The organism is Terriglobia bacterium (assembly GCA_020072815.1).
Lineage (GTDB): Bacteria > Acidobacteriota > Terriglobia > Terriglobales > Acidobacteriaceae > Angelobacter.
The window spans coordinates 39,534-60,611 of record JAIQGE010000023.1 but is presented as its reverse complement, the minus strand read 5'-3'; the positions used below and the strand labels follow the sequence as shown (position 1 = coordinate 60,611).

Annotated in this window: 15 protein-coding genes and 1 pseudogene; 12 read left to right on the top strand and 4 right to left on the bottom strand. The window is 54.9% G+C overall.

From position 1 onward, the window contains the following. Positions 1 to 39 precede the first annotated feature (39 nt). The 4 genes from LAO20_21620 to LAO20_21605 are packed head-to-tail and all read left to right on the top strand — an operon-like array spanning position 40 to position 4,661. Positions 40 to 2,250 carry an activase gene (locus LAO20_21620; protein ID MBZ5534037.1) on the top strand — a complete coding sequence of 737 codons (2,211 nt, stop codon included), beginning with the start codon at positions 40 to 42 and terminating at the stop codon, positions 2,248 to 2,250. Continuing rightward, positions 2,189 to 3,445 (top strand): acyl-CoA dehydratase activase-related protein, encoded by a 1,257-nt coding sequence (locus LAO20_21615; protein MBZ5534036.1) that lies wholly within the window; start codon positions 2,189 to 2,191, stop codon positions 3,443 to 3,445. The genes LAO20_21620 and LAO20_21615 overlap by 62 nt, the downstream gene beginning before the upstream one ends. Beyond that, positions 3,442 to 4,221 (top strand): prolipoprotein diacylglyceryl transferase, encoded by a 780-nt coding sequence (locus tag LAO20_21610; GenBank protein MBZ5534035.1) that lies wholly within the window; start codon positions 3,442 to 3,444, stop codon positions 4,219 to 4,221. The genes LAO20_21615 and LAO20_21610 overlap by 4 nt, the downstream gene beginning before the upstream one ends. A gap of 35 nt (positions 4,222 to 4,256) precedes the next feature. After that, positions 4,257 to 4,661: a photosynthetic reaction center cytochrome c subunit gene (locus LAO20_21605; protein MBZ5534034.1), complete on the top strand. Its 405-nt coding sequence runs from the start codon at positions 4,257 to 4,259 to the stop codon at positions 4,659 to 4,661. A gap of 318 nt (positions 4,662 to 4,979) precedes the next feature. Here LAO20_21605 and LAO20_21600 read toward each other — a convergent pair whose 3' ends face one another. Further along, on the bottom strand, positions 4,980 to 5,819 hold the full coding sequence (locus LAO20_21600) for a hypothetical protein (GenBank protein ID MBZ5534033.1): 840 nt from the start codon (positions 5,817 to 5,819) through the stop codon (positions 4,980 to 4,982). Between the two features lie 23 nt (positions 5,820 to 5,842). Here LAO20_21600 and LAO20_21595 point away from each other — a divergent pair, with 23 nt between their 5' ends. Further along, the gene (locus tag LAO20_21595; protein MBZ5534032.1) at positions 5,843 to 6,766 is read left to right on the top strand and encodes a hypothetical protein; all 924 of its coding nucleotides are present in this window, start codon (positions 5,843 to 5,845) and stop codon (positions 6,764 to 6,766) included. Positions 6,767 to 7,018: 252 nt separating this feature from the next. Here the strand turns inward: LAO20_21595 and LAO20_21590 are convergent, their stop codons facing one another. Then, positions 7,019 to 8,485, bottom strand: a complete 1,467-nt coding sequence (locus LAO20_21590; GenBank protein MBZ5534031.1) for an amidohydrolase family protein — start codon at positions 8,483 to 8,485, stop codon at positions 7,019 to 7,021. A gap of 282 nt (positions 8,486 to 8,767) precedes the next feature. On the opposite strand from LAO20_21590, the pseudogene dinB reads away from it, so the two are divergent. From dinB to LAO20_21570, 4 genes and pseudogenes are all read left to right on the top strand, one after another. Then, positions 8,768 to 9,370 (top strand): annotated as a pseudogene (gene dinB, locus LAO20_21585) (DNA polymerase IV). Positions 9,371 to 9,513: 143 nt separating this feature from the next. Further along, positions 9,514 to 10,674, top strand: a complete 1,161-nt coding sequence (locus LAO20_21580; protein MBZ5534030.1) for a hypothetical protein — start codon at positions 9,514 to 9,516, stop codon at positions 10,672 to 10,674. Then, entirely contained in the window at positions 10,671 to 12,929 is a 2,259-nt protein-coding gene (locus LAO20_21575) for a DEAD/DEAH box helicase family protein (protein MBZ5534029.1), read from the top strand. The genes LAO20_21580 and LAO20_21575 overlap by 4 nt, the downstream gene beginning before the upstream one ends. Positions 12,930 to 12,968: 39 nt before the next feature. Continuing rightward, a complete protein-coding gene (locus LAO20_21570; GenBank protein MBZ5534028.1) occupies positions 12,969 to 13,964 on the top strand; it encodes a hypothetical protein in 996 nt (331 codons plus the stop codon). A gap of 608 nt (positions 13,965 to 14,572) precedes the next feature. On the opposite strand, the gene LAO20_21565 is transcribed toward LAO20_21570, so the two are convergent. Next, a complete protein-coding gene (locus tag LAO20_21565; protein MBZ5534027.1) occupies positions 14,573 to 15,334 on the bottom strand; it encodes a hypothetical protein in 762 nt (253 codons plus the stop codon). Between the two features lie 30 nt (positions 15,335 to 15,364). Beyond that, a complete protein-coding gene (locus LAO20_21560; GenBank protein ID MBZ5534026.1) occupies positions 15,365 to 15,961 on the bottom strand; it encodes a hypothetical protein in 597 nt (198 codons plus the stop codon). 1,087 nt (positions 15,962 to 17,048) lie between these two features. Between LAO20_21560 and LAO20_21555 the strand changes: the two genes are divergently transcribed. The 3 genes from LAO20_21555 (at position 17,049) to LAO20_21545 (ending at position 21,009) form a co-directional block, all read left to right on the top strand. Next, on the top strand, positions 17,049 to 17,579 hold the full coding sequence (locus LAO20_21555) for a hypothetical protein (GenBank protein ID MBZ5534025.1): 531 nt from the start codon (positions 17,049 to 17,051) through the stop codon (positions 17,577 to 17,579). Next, positions 17,566 to 19,107: a S1 family peptidase gene (locus tag LAO20_21550; protein MBZ5534024.1), complete on the top strand. Its 1,542-nt coding sequence runs from the start codon at positions 17,566 to 17,568 to the stop codon at positions 19,105 to 19,107. Before LAO20_21555 ends, LAO20_21550 begins: the two co-directional genes overlap by 14 nt. Before the next feature lie 273 nt (positions 19,108 to 19,380). Then, complete coding sequence (locus tag LAO20_21545; GenBank protein ID MBZ5534023.1) at positions 19,381 to 21,009, top strand: hypothetical protein; 1,629 nt, start codon at positions 19,381 to 19,383, stop codon at positions 21,007 to 21,009. Positions 21,010 to 21,078 lie beyond the last annotated feature (69 nt).

Genomic DNA, 21,078 nt, shown 5'->3' with positions numbered 1-21,078 from the left:
GTAACACCGGCCCCTGAGCGTTCTGAATGCCGAGACGGGATGATCTGCGCCATTGACGTTGGCAGCACCACGTGTAAGTACGTGCTTGAATCGCCGGAGGGCGCCGTCATCGCCAAAGGCTACGAGCGCCATCACACCCGCCAGGCAGAAAAGGTGCTGGAATTTCTGGTTACGCTGGAAGCCCGGCACGCTTTGCGCTCGCTTCGCGATCGCGTGTTCCTTACGGGCTCAGGCTGTGGCGTTGTTGCTCATTTGGTCGGCGGGAGAGTAGTACAGGAAGTGGTGGCCGTCGCCGCAGCAGTGGAGAAACTTTATCCTGACGTGCGTTTCGTGAGCGAAATCGGCGGCGAGGACATGAAAACCATTTTCTTGTCCGGCGGAGCCAGCGCCGGATCGAAACAGGTTTTCATGCAGAGCGCCTGCTCAGGCGGCACCGGCACCTTCATTGAGAAGACCGCGCGCAAACTCGAGGTCGTGCCGGAGAAGCTGGCAACGATGCGGTACTCCGGGGTCACTCTTCACAAGATCAGCAGCAAGTGCGGCATTTTTGCCGAGGCGGATGCCAATACCCTTCTGAAGTCGGGGGCAACGGTGGAGGAGATCATTGCTTCATTGTTTGAAGCGGTGGTTTACCAGAACCTTGCGACCCTTACCCGCGGGAATACCCCTTTTCCTCAAGTTCTGCTGCTGGGCGGTCCCAATCTTTTCTTCACAGGACTACAGCAAGCCTGGCAATTTCACCTGCAGCGCCTATGGCAAGAACGCAAGGTCGCCCTGCCGCGTGACAAGGATTCTTCGTCACTGATCGAAGTCCCGGCGGAAGCGCTTTATTTCGGAGCCCTGGGATGCGTCGTGTTGGCGAAGAAAGAAACCGGTAATACCGGCGTCTATCGCGGAACGGAAAAGCTCCGGTGGTGGATCGAAGAAGGTCAACTCGAGGAGAAGAAGAGGCTGGGACGCGGCGGTTTATGGAAAACCGCAGAAGAACTGCAAGCGTTCAAAACACAATACGGCAGCCGGAAAAATGGCACGACCACGACTACTCGATCCGGCAATACGAATGGGCAGTCATCCTCTGGGGCCCCGCTCTCCACCAACTTTCATAAAGGCCCACTCGTGATTGGCTGCGATTTCGGCTCAACCACCGCCAAAGCCGTTTGCTTGTCGCTGGAGAAAGAGGTCGTATTTTCCACCTACGCGCTCAGCCGCGGAAACCCCATCGAAGACGCGAAAACACTCTTTCATGAAGTGCGCCACGTAACCGCTGACCGTAAGATCGTTGCGCTTGGAATAACCGGTTACGGAAAAGACCTTCTCAAAGACATCCTGGGGGCCGATGGCGCTGTCGTGGAAACTGTGGCCCATGCAGCGGCTGGCCTGCATTTCTTTCCCGATGCCGATTGCATCTGCGACGTGGGTGGTGTTGACGTAAAAATCATGATCCTGCGCCAGGGGAAGGTAATCGATTTCCGCCTGAACTCTCAATGCTCGTCAGGCAATGGTGCCTTCCTGCAAGGCGTTTCCGAGCGCTTCGGCATCTCGCTGAGCGACGTGGCTGAGCGTGCTTTTCAGGCCGAGGCAGTGCCGGAATTATCCATGGGGTGCGGCGTTTTTCTGCAGAGCGACATCGTGAATCAGCAGCGAAAGGGATGGGGCGCCGATGAAATACTGGCTGCTTTGTGCGCCATCCTGCCGTTAAACGTCTGGATTTATGCCGGCGGGCTCAACAATCTTCAGCAGGTCGGACGAAAGTACATTCTACAGGGCGGCACGCATAAGAACCTGGCCGTCATCAAGGCGCAGGTGGATTTTATCCGCAGCAGAATTCCCCAGGCAGAGGTGGTAGTTCATCCGTATTCCGGCGAAGCCGGGGCCATCGGTGCGGCACTGGTCGCACTCGACGCGGCGCGCTCCGGAGAAAAGAGCCGGTTTCGCGGCTTTGAGGCGATTGAGAACCTCTCTTATAGAAACACTACCTCGGAGGAGACGGTATGCCACTGGTGTCCGGTCAATTGCCGCCGCACGTTTATCGACGTCGAACTGCCGGATGGGCACGGCAGGCCCTGGAGCAAAGTGCCGCTTGGACGCGGGTGGGAAAGGGTCATCGTCAATAATTCCTGTCCTAAAGGCCTGGTGGAAGACGTGCAGGAGCTCAGAATCGTCAAAGAGCGCATGGAGAAAACGAGAAATGCATTCCCAAGCATTGCACAAATGGTTCGAGAGGAAGCGTTCCACCGCACTACCAGGTAAGGACCGCGCGGCTTTGCGCGTCGGAATACCGCGTGTGCTGAACGCCTGGTCGACACACCAGTTCTGGATTGGCTTTCTCCTGGCTTTGGGCATTTCCGAAGAGAACGTGATTTTCAGCTCCCAAACCAGCGAAGAGCAATTCCGCGAATACGGCAAAGGCCGCGGCAGCGTCGATTGCTGCTATCCCGTGAAGTGCATGAGCGGGCACTACGGAGAGCTTTTATTCGGTCTCAAGAACAAGATCAACGTGCTTCTGAGCCCGATGATTTACTCGCTACCCTCCTTCCTTCACGGCAACGTGGTGGATACTCTGAGTTGTACGAGGGTGATGGCCAGCCCGGAAAACATCAAGGCCGGATTCGTAAAAGAAAGAGACCTGTTCCAGGAAAACAACATTGTCTATGCTTCTCCTTTCGTGTCGATGGGCGATTCAGAAGACACCGTGGCCGGCCAGATGTTCCGCCACCTGAGAGATACGTTCGACCTGGACTGGGCGGAGACAAGGCAGGCGGTGAAGGCCGGCTTCGCTGCGTTGTGGGCCTTCGACCAGAAAATGCGGCAAAGAACAAGGTCCATTTTGCAGGACTGCGCTCACGAGGAAAGAGGAAGCATATTGCTGCTGGGGCGTCCTTATCATGTCGACACGGGAATCGGCCATGAGATTGAAGGCGAATTGCAGGCCTATGGTTATCCCATCCTGAGCTGGCAACACCTGCCACTGGATGGCGACCTGCTGGACTGGCTTTTCGGTGAGGAGGTTCGCGCAGGAAAGATACGCAATCCCCTGGATGTCTCCGACGTGTGGCCGTCATCGTACAGCAGCAATACAAATGAGATTATCTGGGCGGCCAAATTTGCCGCCCGGTGCCCTTGGATCGGCTGCGCCATACACCTCTCAAGCTATGAATGTGGAATGGACCAGCCAATATACACGCCGGTGCAGAAGATCATCGAGGCATCTCGCACCCTGTTCTTCAAGTTCGGCGACCTCGATGCAAACAAACCGTCAGGCAGCATCCGGATAAGGGTTGAGACCATCGTGCACTATTTAATGAAATACTCTCAAGAGATTCTTCGCTTCAAACTCGGCGCGCTGCCTCAGCCAACTCCAACTGGGTTTGAGGGTCCCAAGCATCCTGAGTTGGTAAAGGCTCATGAAATAAACTTCACCAATGCAAATATGGGTGGTCGATGATACCTTATTTCACAATTCCGTTGTTTCGCACTCTCGTGAGCGTGGGCATTCTTGCAGGCATGTGGGCCACCCGCAAACGAGGCAAGCAACTGGGGCTCGGAGACTCACTCTTTCCCGCCATGCTTTGGGCTGTGGGGATCGGCCTGCCTTGTTCCCACGTGTTTGACGTGCTCACGTACCATACGTCTGCATTCCTGGCTGACCCTCTGATGATGTTCAATCTGCGAGGAGCGTGGTCCATCTCTTCCTATGGAGGATTCCTGGGCGCGCTGGTGACGGTGACTTTGTGGACTAAATACCACGACCTGCCGCTTCTTCCATATCTGGACGCGCTTGCCGTCGGCATTACAGTGGGCTTTCTGTTTGGACGCCTGGGATGTTTTTTCGTGCACGATCATATCGGCCGCCACACGAACTTCTTCCTCTCAGTTGCCTTTCCAGATGGCCGTCGGCATGACCTGGGGCTAGATGAGTTCATTCTCTGCTTTATCTTGACCGCGTGGTTCCTTGTTCTCATGCGGAAACGGAGGCCTGCGGGCGCCTACGTGGCGCTCGTATCGCTGATCTATGGCCCTGTCAGGTTCTCTCTTGATTTCCTCAGGGCTGAAGACATTCCCGTTCCCGACTCAAGATACTTTGGCCTCACGCCTGCGCAGTATTGCTCAATAGCTGTCATTTTCACTGGTTTGTGGCTGTTGTGGAATTTGGTTCGTAAGCCGGCGGAAAGCCGCAACGTGGATTTGTCCGCCTATACGACAGCGGGGGCAGGACGCTAGTTATTTCAAATTGCTTTTATGGATAGAGCGGGATCATGAGCAGTATTTCGACAAACAAGTTTTCTTTAAGGGCCATCTTGCTTGGCGTGATTTTTCCCGCCGTCGCGATGATTGCTTTTATTGGCGTGCAGAAGTTTTATGGTAAGCCGCCGAAAGTGAAGACCAGCGAGCAAGTCTACAAAAACATCCGGGTGCTCAAAGGCATACCAGCCGAGGAACTGTATGCCAAGATGGTATCTTTCAATATTGCGCTTGGCGTCGGCTGCGGTTACTGCCACGTCTCAACCACTTTCTACAAAGATAACAAGAAATCAAAAGAGGAGACCCGCCGGATGATCCTCCTGCAAATGGCGATTAACCGCGACCACTTCAATGGACAAGAGCGGGTCACCTGTTACTCGTGCCATCGCGGTTCGGTGGAAGTGCCGATTGATGATTAGCTATATCACGGCATATGGCGATGCTGTTGTGGCCCCTTCCGGAACCATGATTACGGAACAGCTCGTCGTACCGCGCTTAAGGTGCTGCCGCATAATGAGTTAGAGGCATTTCCAAAAGGGTTTGAAACGGCGGAAGATCGATGGGGATCCAGTCAGACCGGATTCCACCGTTCCAAGAGCACCAACTCCGTGCTCCCGAAGCGCGGCCCAGTGCTTCCTCGTGCCTGTTAACAAGCTCAATTCAAAGGTGCGATTCCGAGACGGTAAGTTTAGTGAGCCTGAGCTGGCTCTAGTTTTACGAGAGCCGGTGACGCCTGCTCACAACACGATTTCTTCAATGATCTCTTCGATGACCGGATATTTGAGCTGGCTGCCGAACCGCACACGGTATGTGTGGCCGCGGTGTAATTGGCCACCGATTACCGGCTCAGCGTACGCATAGTATTTTTCTGCGTGCTCTTGCTTGGCCTCGTCATAGCAAAGGAAATGTATTTTGTTTTCACTCTTGCCCACGACGACGGATCGGTAAGGGCTGATCACGACTACCTGGCCCTTCGCCGGAAACAAGCTCGCACTTCCGGGAAGCTTCGCCCTCGGCCGCCCCACTTTCCCCGATCTGAACCCTCGATCAACGCCCGCTGCCCCACTTTTTGCAGCGGCTTTGGCTGCGCTGTCCGCGGCTCTCAACGCCGGTGATTTCTTACCCTTCGTCTGATGAAAGGTAACATTTAGTCGGAGGCGCGAACGCAAGGAGATAAATCGCTTCCACAGATCCCGGTTGTCGACTGGTCTGCCATCATAGTTGCGCCAACCATTGTTCCGCCACGAAGCAGCTCGCGCGGTGTTCTGATGGACGTATTGAGAGTCGGTGATTAGCTGCACGCGGGTCCCTCTCAACCTCCCGCTCTCCCCGATTATCCATTCCATGGATCGATTCCATGCCAGGAGTTCCATTCGGTTGATGCTGCTCTCGGCGACGCCACAGTCCACGACCTGCTCAGTTCGACGTTGCCAATCATCTGGATACTCAACAATTGCGGCACACCCCGAGAGCCCTCCGGGGTTTTTGTAACAGGAGCCATCGGTAAAGATTTTCACGGCATGTGGATCAAAAATCATGTCTGTGTCACGGCATTTTTCTAATTCTAGTCTCGCCAATAACAGATCCAAGGAGAATACATATGATTTACAAACAAGGCCAAACCTACTGGTACAAATTCAACTGGAGCATCAGGCAGCGAGACGGCTCGCCAAAGTCATTCCTCGTGCGCCGATCGGCGCGTACGAAGATTGCAACCGAGGCCGAAGAAGTCGAGCACGAGCACCGCAGGGCGATACGCCTAGGCGAGGTTCACCCGCTCGATCCGTGGCCCAAACCGCCGGCGCCGGAAGCGCCGTTGTTGAGAGAATTCACAAACCGCTTCCTCGAATATGCAAGACTGCACGTGAAAGAGAGCAGCTTCGAGTTCTATGCAGGAGCTGTTTCCCGTCTTCTGAGCTTCCCTGAACTCGCCAGCGCGCAAATCTCAAAAATTAATCCTGAGATTGTTGCCCGGTTCGCCGGAAGCCGGAAGGCTGCTGGTGTCAGCGTTAGCGCGATCAATGGTGATTTGCGGACTCTGCGCCGGCTTCTCCGGCTGGCATTCGAATGGGAGGTCATTCCCAGATCGCCGGTTGTGCACGCGTTGCCAGGAGAGCGAACCAGAGATCGGGTGATCTCATTTGAAGAAGAGCAAAAGTACTTGGAGTCGTCGGGCCCAAATCTCAGGGCGCTGACAGTACTCGCCGTTGATACTGGCCTGCGGCCGAAATCCGAGTTATTTCGCCTCGAATGGTCGCACGTCCACTTGGAACCCTCTGAAAGGATGTCCAACGGTTACATTAAGGTGAAAGAAGGAAAGACACAGAGTGCGGAGCGGGTCCTCCCACTGACGCCGAGAGCCCGAGAAACGCTCCATATATTGAGGATGGAGCCCCGGCGGAAGCGCTGGGTCTTTCCGGGACCGGGTAATTCCGGGCACCTCGTCAGCATCCAGAAATCTCATCTCAGAGCAGCCACGAATCACAGAAAAGTACTATATCCACGTAACCGAACCCCATATTAGCTCCGGGTTCGAACGATTCATGGCTTATCAGGCAAAGCGGCTCGGAGCTAACCAGTCAACGATTTCCGCCCAATAGAGTCAGGGCTCCTGTCCGATACCTGATTGAATCTTCAGCTTCTCTGAACTCAGCCCAAATTCTTCTCAGATTCCCGGCGCTAACGCAGTGACTGCAGGAACACTTTCAGTGCGGAATCGAAGGTCCCGGGTGTTGCCGGTCTCGAATTTTCAGCTCACGCCCGTGTGGCCCGCCAGTTAGTGCAGATTTGTCCCATCGCAGATTGCCAACGGCGACAGGGAGCCACCCCAAAGGTTGAGCGCTGTTTCAAGCTCCTGAGAGATCTGCTTGAATGATTTGAGCGTTTCCGGAACACCGCTCTGCGGGTCCATATAAAGAGCCTTTTGCCTTCCACAAACGCTGATGATCTCAATTGCGCGTCGGGGACTGAGCTTTTCCATCAGGTCGACATCTCCGTAGAGAGGGACTCCATTGATGATCACGAGCCGGACGTCGGCAGGACTGGCGTGGATCAAGGCCTGGTAGGGGTCAGAGCCACTCTTGCGAATGAGTAGCAAATCAGCATAGTGACCGGGCGCGAGGGAGCCTATCTCCTGATCGACCGCCGCAAGCTGCGCTGGAATTACCGTTACCATCTGGAATAATTCCGTGTCTGTAAAGAGGCCGAATTTCGTAGGGTCGGCTGGTGAGGGTTGCGCAGCGTTCCAGGTTGCAGCATATTTTAATTCTTCAATGACGCCATCACTTCCGGAGGGGCTCCAATCTGGCGCTAGAGCAATCCTCACGCCGGCAGCCTTGGCTGATCGCACGTCGGTGGTCGCCCCGTACAATTCAATGTTGCTGCGGGGGGACCAGATCAGCCCCATTTCGCTCTTCGCCATTTTGTCGAACTCACTTTTACCCAAAGCGACGCCGTGAATGATGGAAACTCCCCGACGCAGGAACCCATCATCGTGCTTCACCAGCATCGCGAACTCACGGGCCGAGGCAGCGTCCGTCGGTTTGCCTTCGCCCACGTGGATGAGAAAAGCCTTCAGAATTGTACCTGAATCGAGATCGGCACGGATCTGCTTTGCATCCGCCAGCCCCAGTTCGAATGGAAAGACTTCATATCTGAGTTTTTCGTGATTGAGGACTCCCGGCGGGCCAAAACCTGAATAATTGTCGAGATTGCGCGCCAGCCCCATGATGCACGGCGACCCGAGGCTTCCAACCGTGGAGGTGGCGCCGCCGACCATGACTTTCACCTCACCGTAACGCTCTGCATCGCAAGCCAGCCCCGGTTCCTTTACGATTTCGCGGTGTGGCGCATCGAGCGCAATCTTGTACGCCTGGCGCTGCTGCCATTCGTAGCGATTGGCGAACAACTCGTTGGGCTTCCAACGCGGGAGAAAATTCCAGGTGATGTGGTTATGCAGGTCAATCAAGCCGGGAAAGATAAAGCTATCCGTCTCGACCACATAGGCTCCGGTGGGTACAGTCCCGCCCAGCTGCACAATCTTGCTGCCGGCAATGGTTACCGAGCTGTCAGCTAAAAAGTCAGTGGGCGCTATGACGCCGCCGCGCAGAACTACCGTGCGCGCTTGTACTGTTTTGGGCAGTTGTGTTGTGCTGGTGGGTGCGGTTGTGGTCTGGGCGTTAGCCCGGCACAGATTGAACAAGCCCAGGGACAATGCCGCGACCAACAAATATTTTCGTGCCACAGCTACCTCCTCAACTCAGCTCGCCAATCGCGACCGCAACGCGAGCTTAGGCCCTGCTAAGAGTCTGTGCAAACACTCGACTCTCGGATTCACGATGACAACCGCTGACATAGCACAGAACGGACGCGCAGCAGTTTCTCCTTCGCGCTCAGATAATCGCACGTCAGAGACCTAAGAGCCCCATAAGAATTTTCTCATTTTGGTTCTTTCAGGGCACAAACAATTGTGAACTCAGATGCACGCTCGCCCCCGAGTCAGAGGGCGGAATAGTATTGTCGGCAGATGACTGTGCGAAAAATCATCCACGTAGACATGGATGCGTCTTATGCTTCGGTCGAGCAGCGGGATGATCCGCAACTGCGCGGCAAGCCCGTGGTTGTCGCTTGGCAGAGCAGCCGGTCCGTCGTGTGTGCTGCTTCGTATGAGGCCAGGGCTTTCGGCGTGCGCTCGCCCATGCCGGCAGTACGAGCGGAACGCTTGTGCCCCGGCGCGATCTTTGTCCCACCGGATTTTGTCCGCTATCGGGCAGTCTCGCACAGCGTACGGGAGATCTTCAAACGCCACACGGACTTGATCGAACCATTGTCGCTGGATGAAGCGTATCTCGACGTTACCGAAAACAAGACTGGCTTGCCGACCGCCACGCTTGTAGCGCGCACCATTCGCGAGCAGATCCGCCAGGAACTGAACCTGACGGCCTCGGCGGGCGTGGCTACTAACAAGTTCTTGGCAAAACTCGCGTCTGATTGGCGCAAACCTGATGGGCTATTCGTTATCCAGCCGGACGACATAGATGCGTTTCTGCTTCCGCTGCCTGTTGGACGTCTGCCCGGTGTAGGCAAAGTGACGGCGGAGAAACTCGCGAAACGTGGAATTCAGAGAGCATCAGCGCAGTTTGTTGGATGCCAGCAAAATCAAAGGAACGCGCAAGATCAAACCTGTGATCGACAAGCAAGGTGCAGCATGATCGCAAAACATAACCGCACCGCTAGGATTTCGGGAAGCGGTTGGAGCAGCACTCTTTAGTTATGCCTAAGACCAAAAAGCATCTCGCCGAGCTGCTGTTGGAAAGCAGTCTTCACGGTCCCGCGGACCGTTTTCGGTCCCGCACCGGCTTCTCACCAGATATTGAAGCGGCCCAGGCTATCTTATTTAGCTCGAAATATGATCGCCAAGCAAAGATCCGAAGTTATCGGAGCTGGCTGGAGACCAACCAGCCCTGTGTGTTCGGTCGAGTAGCTGCGAAAAACAAGAACGTCTTCATCTGTCTCTTGGAGCAGAACGAGATCGTTCAGATGAAGAACGGTGACCGAGATGTCATGGATACCATTCAAGATCACCGACAGGTCTGGAAGCGCTTGGCGCTCGACGGAATCGCATCGTCCTTCGTCATTCTGTTGGTCAGTTCCCAACTCGTCCGGCGGGAACCGGACAGTGCCCTTAAGGAAATATGCAGGAAAGTGCTGGAACTTTATATGCAAGTGGAGATTGCGGATGACACCTTCCACACGCAGCGAGAATATGTTTTCCTGCGGCGCCTCGAAAATACTTTTCTAAAGTTTTCCACCCTCCCCAATATTTTTTGCGCACAGGGCGACCGACGGTGGTGGCACGACCACCGAACACCAGGCGGCATCATGATCACGTCTAATGCTTTGGGCCATTTTATGTACGCCCGCAGCACGAAAGCCGCGCTCGAAGCGTCTGACTACACGTGGGCATTGGAAAATGCGATGCGTACCATCTCCAATGCGCAGAGGCAGCCATCTGGTGCCAAAACGAAGTTCGCGCACTGTCCTGCCACATTCCTGGTGAAGCGAGAAGCTAGTGACACCAGTCCTCTCAAACCGACTTCTCAGTTTGCTGATTTTTCACCCAACCATTATGAAGGCTACTTTAATACCGACCATTTAATCCCATCAGCTTTCTTTCAAAAGGAGCGGGACCCTAAGGATCTTAAGCAATACCGTGATTTAAGCCTGCAATACATATACGATCCTGCCGCCGACCCAAAGGGGCACACAGAACTGATGGCCGGTATTCCAGTTACCTGGTACGACGTGAAACGTGATATGGATCGGCTGCCGGATTTTGTGGATCCAGAACGAACGTTGAAGCTGGATCGCTCTACACGTGGACGGCTTGTGGGGTGGCTTGAGGGCCGGATACGTTCTCGGGCGGAATTGTGAACCTTTCTTTGCCGGCGGTTTTCTCAGTCGATGACATCACGCCTGCCCGCAATACCATCCAGCAAATATGTGAGTGTGCCCGGACTATCGAGGGAGGGCTCGCAACCTTCAGCCGCGATAAGCTTCATGGCCACATCTTCAATCCTGCTGCGGGCGAAGAAGTAATCCTTCTTGTCCCCGTCAAATCAAAGCACGTTCCCGACCATTACAGGTATGTCGTCGGGACCGATGCGGCACCTACCGCAACTGAGATGGACGCCTCGAAGGGCAGGTGGCTGCGTCATCCTCTAAAAGGGGCCGCGAATAACCCGGCTGGCAATGAGCAAGCGATATTGCGGGTGCTGGAATCGTGGGACGAAGCCTTCTCGTACGTTCAGGAAGATCAGGCGAGGAACAAGATCGGTCTGAGGTCACCGCAAATTGGCGCATTGCATGCGATTCATGCGCACTGGGCGGTGACCGACTCGACTGCGACTATTGTCATGCCGACCGGGACAGGAAAGACCGAGACCATGCTTTCGATCTTGATATCCATACGGTGTCCCCGGCTTTTGGTCGTGGTGCCCACAGACGCGCTGCGGTCACAGATAGCGGAGAAGTTTCTGACGCTTGGAATCCTGAAAGCTGCGGGCTCCAGAGTTGTTAAGACTTCGGCTCTCCACCCGATTGTTTGCAGGCTGGAGCATGTACCCGTCAGTATCGCCGAGTTGGACGACCTCTATAGCAGGGCGCAGGTGATCATTACCACGAGTAGCATCGCCGGGCAATGCGCTGCGGGAATTCAGGCCCGGTTCGCGCATCATTGCCCGTACCTTTTCATCGATGAGGCTCATCACTCGGAAGCTCCCACATGGAAGAACTTCAAGAAACATTTTGGGGGGAGGCGGATTGTTCAGTTCACCGCCACGCCGTTCCGCGAGGATGACCGCCCATTGGATGGCACTATCGTTTTCAAATACCCGCTGAAACTGGCCCAAAAGGAAGGTTATTTCAGGGCCATCCACTTCGAACCCATCATTGAATTTGACCCGAAGCGATCTGACGAAAAGATAGCTGCAAAAGCGGTGGAGTGCCTTCGCAGAGACTTCGCTAGGGGGCACATTTTGATGGCGCGCGCTGAAAGTGTTCCCCGCGCCAGGCAGGTGTTTGAGCTCTACCGGCAGTACGAAGAGTTCAACCCGGTCCAGCTTCACACGGGTATAACGTCACAGAGGCAGCGTGAGGTTATACGGCAACAAATCATTTCCGGAGTGTCGCGGATCATCGTCTGCGTTGACATGCTCGGCGAGGGATTCGACCTTCCCCAGTTGAAGATTGCCGCTTTCCACGACATCCGCAAGTCACTTGCTGTGACCCTGCAGCTTGCGGGCCGATTCACACGAGCACGGGCCGACCTGGGCGAAGCGACGTTCATCGCCAATGTCGGCTACGTTAACGTGCAGGAAGAATTGCGCAAGTTGTACACGCGTGACCCGGACTGGAACATGCTTCTTCCCGAACTGAGCGAAAAGATGATCGGCGAGCAACGCGCTTTGCAGGATTTCGTGGATGGGTTCACCGATCTGCCCGAGGAGATACCGCTAAAAGCCGTGGAGCCCGCCACCAGCGTAGTGATTTACAAAACACGCTGCGAGAACTGGCAGCCGGAGCGATTTCGAGACGGTATTCCGGATCCTGACGGATGCGAACGAATCTACCACTCTATCAATCATGAGGAGCAAACGCTGGTGGTCGTGACGGCGCGCCGGGCGCCGCTCATATGGACCAAAGCGGAAAACCTCTACAATTGGATCTGGGATTTGTATGTTGTCATATGGTCATCCCAGCAGAATGTCCTGTATATCAACGGCTCAAGCAACGCGGGAGAATTTAACGCCCTTGCCCAGGCCGTCACCAACAATCAGTCGGCAATCATCAAAGGACAGGAGGTTTTCAGGTCGTTCGCCGGAATCAACCGCCTCCGGCTGCACAATGTGGGCCTGACCGATCAGATCGGCCGAAATGTACGATACACAGGAAGCATGGGCTCGAACGTCGAACCGCGACTGACGCGGGCGCAACTCGGCTCATCACTCAAGACAGTACTCGATGGTAGCGGATTCCAGAACGGCGCGACCGCGACAGTCGGCGCCTCTCGCAAGGGCAGAATATGGTCTCATCGACGTGAACGCCTCGACAAGTTTAGTGCATGGTGCAAGGAAATCGGCGATAAGGTGTTGAACCGGAATATCGATCCTGACGTCGTGCTGGAATGAACTCTTCGTCCCCGGGTGATCCCTGAGAGGCCGGCAAAGATGCCCATCCGCATCGATTGGCCCGAAATAATCTGGACTGAGCTGGAGGCCATGTGGTTCTTCGAAGTGGGCGACCGGGAAGTTGGCATCAGCGAGGCAAGCATAAACCTGGTCAGACCGAGCATCAATGGACGTCTTCTTTTTGAAATTGTCGCCGAAAAGTTCGGTGTGGAACTTGAGCTGGAATTGTTCATGGATGGGACAGTACATGATTACCGATTTCTACTTTTGGGCGACGATGCGGCTAGGGCAAAGCACGGACGCACCGCGCAGGCGAAGGGCCTGAGCGAGTTCTTGTATAGCAATCCCCCTAAGATTTGGTTCGCCGACGGATCATCACTGGAGGGTAACGAGTACACCGAGCTCCGAAATGTTCAGCCGCCCTACGATGCGCGCAGTATCCAAGTCTGGGATTGGAACGGGGTCAACATCATGAAGGAATCCCAGGGTGATGAGAGACAACAGGACAGCGTGCAGGCGCGGGCGATTCGGGAGGTACTGGGCGGCGGCTATGACGTGGTCTTCGATGATGACAGCGCGGGTGAAGCCGCTGATATCGTCGCGATTAGGATACTTGGTGGAATGCACGCTCCAACTGCGATTGAGGTCGTGCTCTATCACTGCAAATATTCAAACCGCTCACTCCCGGGCCATCGCATCGACGACCTATACGTCGTGTGCGGGCAGGCACAGAAGAGCGTCGCATGGGTAACCTCTGACAGCAAGAAATCTGACATTTTCACTCACCTTCTGCGTCGCGAAAAGGATCGCATTAACAACGACCGCCCAACTCGATTTGAGCTAGGAGATATTGATTTGCTTCAGACTATCCGGGAGATGAGTTACATCCTTCCTGTGTCTCTCTCGGTAGCCATTGTCCAACCCGGCGTATCGCGCGCTGAGGTATCGCCCGACCAGCTCCATTTGCTCGGTGTAACCGAGAACTATCTGATGGAAACGTACCAGCTGCCGTTCCAAGTAATCGCAAGCGCGTGACCCCGTGGCAGGGGTAACACACTCAGGCAACGCCTCAAAGCACATGTTTCGCGCAACACATCCGGAGCATCGGGCAGCTATCCGGTGACTGCGGTGGACCACTTCAGCCGATGTGTTGTGTGACGCTACCATTTCTTTGCCGCCAGCTCCTCAAAAGCTGGTCGTCGTGCCGCTCGATCCTCCTGCTCTAGTTTCTGAAATGGCGTCATCGGCTCCTCACGATAATCCGCGAAAAATGACCGGCAGTTTGATTCTTGATCTCAATCTGTAGCGCAAGGTGTGCGAGATGCGCGGGAATGCTTCTCCGCCCTGGGTCTACGATCACTGCGGACCTTTCCCCGGAGAACTCCAGCCAGTTCCTTAGCACCAGGTCGATGTGTGCGTCGCCGAAGGAATAGCCGACAACATAAAGCTTTTGCACATAATTGATGTGCGAGCGGAAGATGTCCAGGACCTTTTGTGGCAATCTCTGGGAAAAGCGTTTGTTGAATTTCTGGGCTCCCGCCAGGAGTGTGCGTTGCAGGAACTGCTCTTGGCCTGATTCGTCGGTATAAGCTATTTCATTTATTACCCGTGCTTTTCCGGCATGATCCCAGTAGCCAATCTCATCATTGACAAATGCGTAGCGCCGTGAGAGGCCCGGCAGGCTCCGAATCCACTGGCCGCAAGCGGCAAAGATCCAGGCCGTCGCGGAAGGCAAAGACGTCCAAAGCGCCGTGAATCCTGAGGAGATTGATGCCGAACTCACCAGGCCTGAACAAATGGAGATTGCCGTGATTCAAGTCGTCCTCGGACAGGATGTCCGCCAGCAAAGATGCTCTTGGTACACCGGGCTGGTTTCCGAGAACTGTCAGCGTTTTGTCGGGCCAGAAGCCATCGCGAAGAGGAATTCTGCAGTGCGTAGCCAGCAACTGAATCATGAGGTCGTGGTTGAGGGAAAAGGCCCATACCGGGGAGGATTTGCTCACGAAACCCGCCAGCCCTTCAAATGGCGGCAAGCCTCGCTGGATATAAGGAAGACTTCCTGCCTGACGGGGATACAACAATAAATAGACGAGCTCCACCATGCGCTGGTACAGAGCGCCGTACTGTTCAGCAAAAGGCTCCTGTGGACGCCTGGAAGCCGTCTCCAGGTATCCGAGAATATTTTCGTAATGGAGATCATCACGCTTCAGCAGGGCTATCGTCGTTTCTATAGCTGAATTGTCGTAGCCGCCGCCCTGCTGTCGCCATCCGGCATTTAATTCGCGCAGGTGCTCGGGGGTGAAATAGCCCTTAAACTCGCCAGTAAGGCCCCAAACCAACGGCATGCCCAGTTCAAAAGACGCGCCTGCGCCCAGAAAGAGACCTATCGATTCACCCTGCGGCACAAGTTGTTCCTTCCCCTCCGGAGATGATATTTACTCTTGGCTTGGGTATCGCCGGTATTTTGTTTTATCCCAGCGCCGGTAAACAAATCGATGCGAGGTAATTTGATTCATCTTGTTCACGGCGTCTTTGAAGGTGACTGGGTTCATGCCTCGCGTGGCCAGTACGGTGTAAAGGATCGGCCAGCTAATACATGCACCGGGGAACGTGAGCAGATGCTTTTTCTCGTTTGCCTCGGCACCGAAAATGACCTTGGGCCTTCGTTTGCGTTCCTTAAAGGCGCGTGCTATTCCGCTGTCGCCACCCACACAGCTCGAAAGAATGAGTGCTTTCGGCATATCGTTAACCTTCTGAAAGTAATCGGCAAGTTCCTCCCAGGAAATATGTGTCTTATCGCTAAGCCGGACTCCTTTCTCGCTGCCATGGCAGGACAGGTGGAAAATATCGTAGTCATTTTCGGACGCGGTTTTGATCGCCCGGCAGAGCAATTCGGCATTCAGGACGATTCTGTAGGACGCTTTTCCGCCGAGCAGCCGGACAATCTCTTCTACTACGTGCCCCTCCCAGTCACGGTCGTAGAAGTCTTTGGGAGACACGGACTCGGCAACGAATACCTTCAGTTTGTTCACTGCCGCCAAGATAATGAAAACACGGTGGGCGCGCAAGGTGGCGGGGCCCTAGAAAAATGCGCTTTGCGGGTCGCCGTTTCTGCGCCTTTATGATCTGCCGCATTTCAGCCTGAGTGATGTGAGAATACTGCGGGTCACCCTGACAGGTGGGGCAGGCCTTTCCAGCATGGACATTCTCTATTGGGCCATTGCGGAACGCCAACGCTTCGAGTGCCTTGGCCTCTCCGGCTACTCCTGTCCGTTCCTCGGGAATAGTGGTGGACTTTTTCATACGGAAGCATTTTAGAGTGGACGCCAAGAAATCGCCGGCAAGAGAGCGCTGACCCCACGGTTCGGTGTCCCACGAATCACGGGCTGCCCAAACTTTCGGATTCCTCTGTTACAATTTAATTCACAGGGCAGGGACAGATGCTCTGCGGTGCGTGGTATCCATGGTATCCATTAACGCCCGAAATTGGTGATACGGGGTGGAAATGGTGGAAGCAGTGGGAACCGTGGAAAACGAGGAAAGACAGCAAATACGCTGGTTTCCAGCAAACCCGAAGAAAACAAAGTGGGGACGTAGTTCAGTTGGTTAGAACGCTGCCCTGTCACTGCCCCTCATCAGATCTAGATAAAAACTTCTCGGCCCTTCCAAATGCTGGCGCAGATTGTCGTCTCCCATGCTTAAGCCCTTGACTCTTGGACGTGGATCACTAAATGGGTAATCTCGCAGGACATTCGGACATTCAGATGTTCCAAAAACCTCTTCCGAGCTTAGCCTGCAAGCTGCTGATTCTTAAGAATGCCAATCAGGCCAACTGCCCGTTCAGTAACTACATGATCCTGGAGCGCACACACGTCCGGCAATCTGCAGCATTGCCTACGCCCGCAAGAGAGAGGCCACCTAAGAAAGTGATTTAGGGCCGTAAGCTAATTTGGACGCAGGGCGGGTCTTTTTTTTCACAAGTTTTCTTGTTTTTTTGTTGTAACGTTGCAACGCCTGACTTCACTTACTGGGCAGCTACGGATTGCCGGACAACCATTCTTGGAGCGAGGGCAAGAGATGCACGTATCGGATACGGAGGCAGTATCCCGAGCTATAGAAGTGAAACAACGTGTTCGCGACCGCCTCCTGTCGTTTGCAGAGGTGCACGGCGTGGGTTGCAAGTTTGTCTCCGGTAAGCGAACGGATGAATTGGCCATCGTGGTCTACGTGCACAAGAAACTGCCACTGAATACGCTCTCAGCCGAACAAGTCATTCCTGTCGAAATCGAAGGAATTAAGACTGACGTAGTGAAATCTCCTCTCGCGGAATGCTTTGACGATATCGGCCACTACCGCCCTTTGGTTGGTGGCAGCCAGCTTGAATACACCGCCACCGAGCATCCAGCCCCCAACACTACGGTCATACATTTCAATTCCGGCGCGCTCGGTTGCATCGCACGCGCCAGGAGAACCGGGAAGAATCTGATCCTCACCAACGGACATCTGGCGGCCGGGTGCGATGATCCGAGTATCGCTATTGGTGCAGAAAAGAGATTTGGCCAGCCGGAATGCTGGGCCGCTCGCCCGGAATATAGGACCAATTCCGACGCAGCTTACCAGCCTAAGGAGGCGGAAGATGCATATATCTGATGTCGACGCGGTTTCCCGCGCGTTGGACATGAAAGAGAGCGCACGAAAACGTCTCATGGCAATAGAAGGTGTTCACGGCACAGGCGTGGGTTGCCGGTATGTCCAGGGCCGGCGAACCGATGAACTCGCTATCACTGTATATGTGTTTGCGAAAAAGCCGGCTTCAGCGCTCAGCAGCCAACAAACCGTACCGGATGAGATTGAAGGAATCAAAACCGACGTGATTGAAATCGCGGTTGGGTCGTGCTGCGATGACACTGCGCGCTACCGGCCTCTCATTGGGGGGAGCAAGATCAATTGGACCACGATCACGCATCCTCAGCCGAACTCGACGGTCACCCAACCCCATGATGGAACACTCGGCTGTTTCGCCAAATCCAGAAGAGCCAACAAGAATGTTGTGCTCACAGCGGCACACGTCGTGGGCGGTTGTGGCGATCCTGTGGTGGCGGTGCAGGCAAGCAGAAGGGTTGGACAACCAAACGATGATGATGACCGCTCATGCTGTTCCAAATGTTGGGCCACAGTTTTTGGAACAGTGGTTGACGCGAATCAGAGCCACGACGTAGCCATCATCCAGATAGACAAGTGCGTGGATGTGAAAGCTGAAGTAAAGGACATAGGGCCGATCACAGGAGCGCTCACTACGGGCGAGATCAATGGACTGCTGGGCCAGACCCTGCAAATGCGCGGCTTTCGCACCGCGGAGGTTCGGCAGGGAGTCGTCGTGAATGTGGGCCGCGATGGCATCTCAAGCTGCCGCGAAACCAGTAACGGCCCTGCAATAACGGTTAACTATTTTCACAGAATTATCGTCGAGGCGAGCGGCGCGGCCAATACGCCGATAGCCGATCATGGCGACTCCGGCTCCCCCGTACTTGCCGCCGGTGGGAAGATTGCTGGCATATTAACCGGATTTGAAGGTTCTTCCAGACAGTTTGCCGTGGTGTGCCGGATTGACGATGCCTTTAACGACTTTCAAGCGAACTGGGACCTTGAGATTGTTACTTCCTCCGCTACAGTTGCGCCAGCCCCGGCCCCTGCGCCAGCCCCCCATGCCTTCAGCGCAGTGGACCAACCCCATGTCCCAATCGAAACGCTGGAGCCTACCGAGCAAGACATACAGCTTCTTATCGGCGCACGGGACCAGGTACTGGCGACGTCCATGGGACAGCGCCTGAGCCAGGTGATTTCCCGACATGTTGTCGAGGTGCGGGCACTCATCGACTCCAGAAAACGTGTTGCCGCTGTCTGGCAGCGAGTTGCGGGGGCCGACCTGCTTAAGGCCGTGCTCAGCGGCCTGCGTTGCCCGGAAAAACCCTTTGCGGAATTTGTATCCGGAATGTCGCTGCCGGAACGTATTGCCGCCATGAGTCGTGTGCTGACGCGCTATGGAAGCCAGGGGCTGGTCGCCGATTTGAAGGTGATCTCTGCCCTGGCGGCAGAAGTGACCTCTAAATCCTATGGTGAAGTTGTTGAATGCTTGAAGGATGCAGCACTCTTAGAAGTTTTTGAGGCTGACGCGTAGATTAACGGTTGATAGACACGGTAATCCAGAACACTGCTGCGCCCGGATGTTCTTGATTTTTTTGCACTTTGGTTGTAACGTGTCGCGGGCAACTAACACTTAATAAACAAGACTAGCAGTTCGCGATCGGGTTGGGTAAAGAAGTTTTTCTGAAGTGTTTTAGGAGCAAGAGAAAGTGCAAGACCCTCTAAGTCATTATCGCTATTCCCGTCTGACCAGCCTTTTCATTGCTAATGATAAAGTTCGGCACTTAAGCCTGCCCCAGGGCGAGCGATGACAAAGCGCTACAGCCCAGAGGTGCAGCAGGCCCTCGCCAGGGTACTGCAGGTCAAGATCGCCCATGAAGAAGAACTTCTCAAGCTTCCCGGTGTGCATAGCGTCAGCGTGCAACCCAAGAGGACAGGAGGCAGGCGAACGACGGAGTTTGCGATCGTGGTACATGTAGTGAAAAAGAAGGGGCTGGGCGAACTTAAGCCCAACGAAACAGTTCCCACCGTGATTGATGGCGTCAGTACAGACGTTGTAGAGTCTCCTTTGCTTCGTCCGTCGGCAGCGCCGTCAACGGACACCGACGATAATCACTATCCACACGTGCTCGGCGGCGCTGAGATAGTTTCCGACGGCATGACGCGCACGACAGCCGGCGCCAACCCGGGCCAGTTCACGATCAGTCGGGCCAAAGGCACGCTGGGGTGTCTTGCGATCAACCAGGCGACGAATGATCCAAGCAAGAAGGCTGTCGCGTTGACAAATGCGCATGTGCTGTTGGACGTGGCCATCACTACAACCCACGACGGTGCAGCAGTCGGACAGCCGGATACGTCATCGTTGTGCTGTAAAAGCCTCGATCACACAATCGGCCACGTCGATCATGATGTGCAGTTGACAGGTGTTGACGAAGCTGCAAACCCGCCGCCACCGCTGCCGACGGGGGTAGATGCTGGATTCGTAACCCTGGACCCTGAAGTGCAGTGGTCTGCAGAAGTCATTGCCAGCGGAGTAGGAGACTCGATCACGACAGAGCAGATCGCAGGAGCTCATGCTGTCGATGGATCCGAGGCGCTCTTTGATTTTTCCAGCGGGACGGGAGTGCCCATCTATGCCGTGCACAAACGGGGGATAAGGACAGAGTTGACAAAAGGTTGGCTTGTAGCCATCACCACGACAGCACACCTGCCTTACGAATCGCTGGACCGTACGGTGACCAAGCACCTCAAGTTCTTTAATCAACTGAATATTGAGCCGCAGGACCCCACCAAGTTCTTCGCTTTGCGGGGGGATTCCGGGTCGGCAGTCCTGAACGACAGTCACCAAGTCATCGGCCTGGTCTATGGTGTACCAGCGGATTCAGATCCGCCGAACAGCAGTGTTGGTGCCTGCCCGATCGCCGAAGTACAAACGCGCCTTGGTGTACTCGTTGCTGATAGTGCGACTTTTCCGGGGGTGCAGACAGTTCCAAAGCCAGCCGCCGCGCCCCATGCATTTGCGGAGCTTCCTGCAGAACCGGCGGTCATTCGCAAGCGGATGCAAACGGCCCGTGCCGAACTTGAGCACACCGAGTTGGGCTGCCAACTCGATGCGGCCCTTCACCGTCATTTTGGAGAAATACGCACTTTGGTGAATGCCAATAAACGTACCGCTGCTATTTGGCGGCGCATTCGTGGCCCAGCGTGGATCAGCGAGGCTCTTCAATGCCTCTTGGATCCAGGACGCCGGTTTCCCGCGCAGCTTGAAGGAAGAAGCCTGAGCGATTGTTTTGATCGCTTTGCGGCGGTTCTATATCGGTATGGAAGCCCCGGCCTTGTCGATGATTTGAAAAAACTTGGGCCGGAGTTGCGATCTCTGGCTGGACGCTCGTATCAAGAAATGCTGGCCGCTTGGCAAATGCAGGTAACAACGTGAAGGTTTCTACCTCAGGCTGTCGCCATGGATGTCCTGGTTCCAGCTAACAGGCACAGCTGAGCTGATTTA

Excerpts from the sequence above, each read along its gene's own strand:
- LAO20_21620 (MBZ5534037.1), top strand. The coding sequence starts at position 40 with ATGATCTGCGCCATTGACGTTGGCAGCACCACGTGTAAGTACGTGCTT.
- LAO20_21615 (MBZ5534036.1), top strand. The coding sequence starts at position 2,189 with ATGCATTCCCAAGCATTGCACAAATGGTTCGAGAGGAAGCGTTCCACC.
- LAO20_21610 (MBZ5534035.1), top strand. The coding sequence starts at position 3,442 with ATGATACCTTATTTCACAATTCCGTTGTTTCGCACTCTCGTGAGCGTG.
- LAO20_21605 (MBZ5534034.1), top strand. The coding sequence starts at position 4,257 with ATGAGCAGTATTTCGACAAACAAGTTTTCTTTAAGGGCCATCTTGCTT.
- LAO20_21595 (MBZ5534032.1), top strand. The coding sequence starts at position 5,843 with ATGATTTACAAACAAGGCCAAACCTACTGGTACAAATTCAACTGGAGC.
- LAO20_21580 (MBZ5534030.1), top strand. The coding sequence starts at position 9,514 with ATGCCTAAGACCAAAAAGCATCTCGCCGAGCTGCTGTTGGAAAGCAGT.
- LAO20_21570 (MBZ5534028.1), top strand. The coding sequence starts at position 12,969 with ATGCCCATCCGCATCGATTGGCCCGAAATAATCTGGACTGAGCTGGAG.
- LAO20_21550 (MBZ5534024.1), top strand. The coding sequence starts at position 17,566 with ATGCATATATCTGATGTCGACGCGGTTTCCCGCGCGTTGGACATGAAA.
- LAO20_21545 (MBZ5534023.1), top strand. The coding sequence starts at position 19,381 with ATGACAAAGCGCTACAGCCCAGAGGTGCAGCAGGCCCTCGCCAGGGTA.